At 63.6% G+C, this 1,155-nt stretch carries 1 protein-coding gene; it reads left to right on the top strand.

Annotated elements, in window-relative coordinates; genetic code table 11:
- Positions 1-193: 193 nt before the first annotated feature.
- A complete protein-coding gene (locus MOV63_RS32415; RefSeq protein ID WP_247039837.1) occupies positions 194-1,135 on the top strand; it encodes an IS110 family transposase in 942 nt (313 codons plus the stop codon).
- Positions 1,136-1,155: the final 20 nt, after the last annotated feature.

Below are 1,155 nucleotides of genomic sequence, written 5' to 3'. Positions count from 1 at the left end.
CCCCCCTTGTAACTTCCCTTTATCCGCTTTTGGCGATTTACTGCCAGATGCGGTGGCGGATGGGAGACCGAACCTCCCTTGGGACATCAAGCCCGTGGCAGAGCCTGGGTCTTCATCCGCCGTTCCATCGAACCCGAACAGTCGCCAGGGCCGCTTGCGAAGGCAAAGCCCGCTTAGGCAAGGATGGGATAAGATGGATATCATCGTTGGCATTGACGTTTCGAAGAACCGGCTGGACATTGCGATTGTGCCGTCCGGTAAAGCCTTCTTCGTCGACAACAGCCATGCTGGTATCGACGAACTGGTCGAGCGGCTGAAGTCGGAGCATTCTGCACAGGGCAGCTGCGTGGTGGCGCTGGAGGCAACCGGCGGCTTTGAGATGCTGGCGACGGCAGAGCTCTCGTCTGCCGGGTTTGCGGTCATCGTGATCAACCCGGCCCAGGTGCGCGCGTATGCCAACGCGATCGGCCGCCGTGCCAAGACCGATCCGATCGATGCTGAAGTGATAGCGGCCTTCGTGGCTGCGACGAGGCCGGAAATCCGCCCCCTGCGGGATGCCGAAACCCAGGCGCTTTCGGCGCTTGTCGCCCGTCGGCGGCAGATCGTGCAGATGATCGTGGCCGAGGATAATCGGCTGCGCATGGTTGTGGAGGCGCAGACGCAGAAGAGCATCAGACGGCTGCTTTCGGCCCTGCGGCGCGAGCTGGACAGCCTGGATGCCGATCTCGACGACCATATCCGCAAGTCGCCGATATGGCGGGTCCGTGAGGCGCTGCTCGTCTCGGTGCCGGGTGTCGGGCCGGCGACGGCCCGCACGCTTCTGGCCGAGATGCCGGAGCTCGGAAGCCTCGACCGGCGCCAGATCGCCTCTTTGGCGGGACTTGCGCCCTGGACGCGGCAATCGGGCCAATGGAAGGGCAAAAGCTTGATCGGCGGCGGCAGGGGCAAGGTGCGAGCCGTGCTGTTCATGGCGGCTCTCGTCGCCAGCCGCCACAACCCCACGCTCAAGGCCTTCCGCGACCGGCTCGTCGCCGCCGGCAAACCCAGGATCGTCGCCATCGTCGCCACCATGCGAAAGCTCCTCACAATCCTCAACGCCATCATCCGGGACAATAAACCATGGCAAAGCGCTTGACGCACAAGACAGTCGCTCTG

The sequence above is a fragment of the Neorhizobium sp. SHOUNA12A genome, assembly GCF_023006505.1.
Classification (GTDB): domain Bacteria; phylum Pseudomonadota; class Alphaproteobacteria; order Rhizobiales; family Rhizobiaceae; genus Neorhizobium.
The sequence above is the reverse complement of the archived record's forward strand: the minus strand, read 5'-3'. Positions and strand labels throughout refer to the sequence as shown.

Coding starts and splice junctions, on each gene's coding strand:
- MOV63_RS32415 (WP_247039837.1), top strand. CDS start 194: ATGGATATCATCGTTGGCATTGACGTTTCGAAGAACCGGCTGGACATT.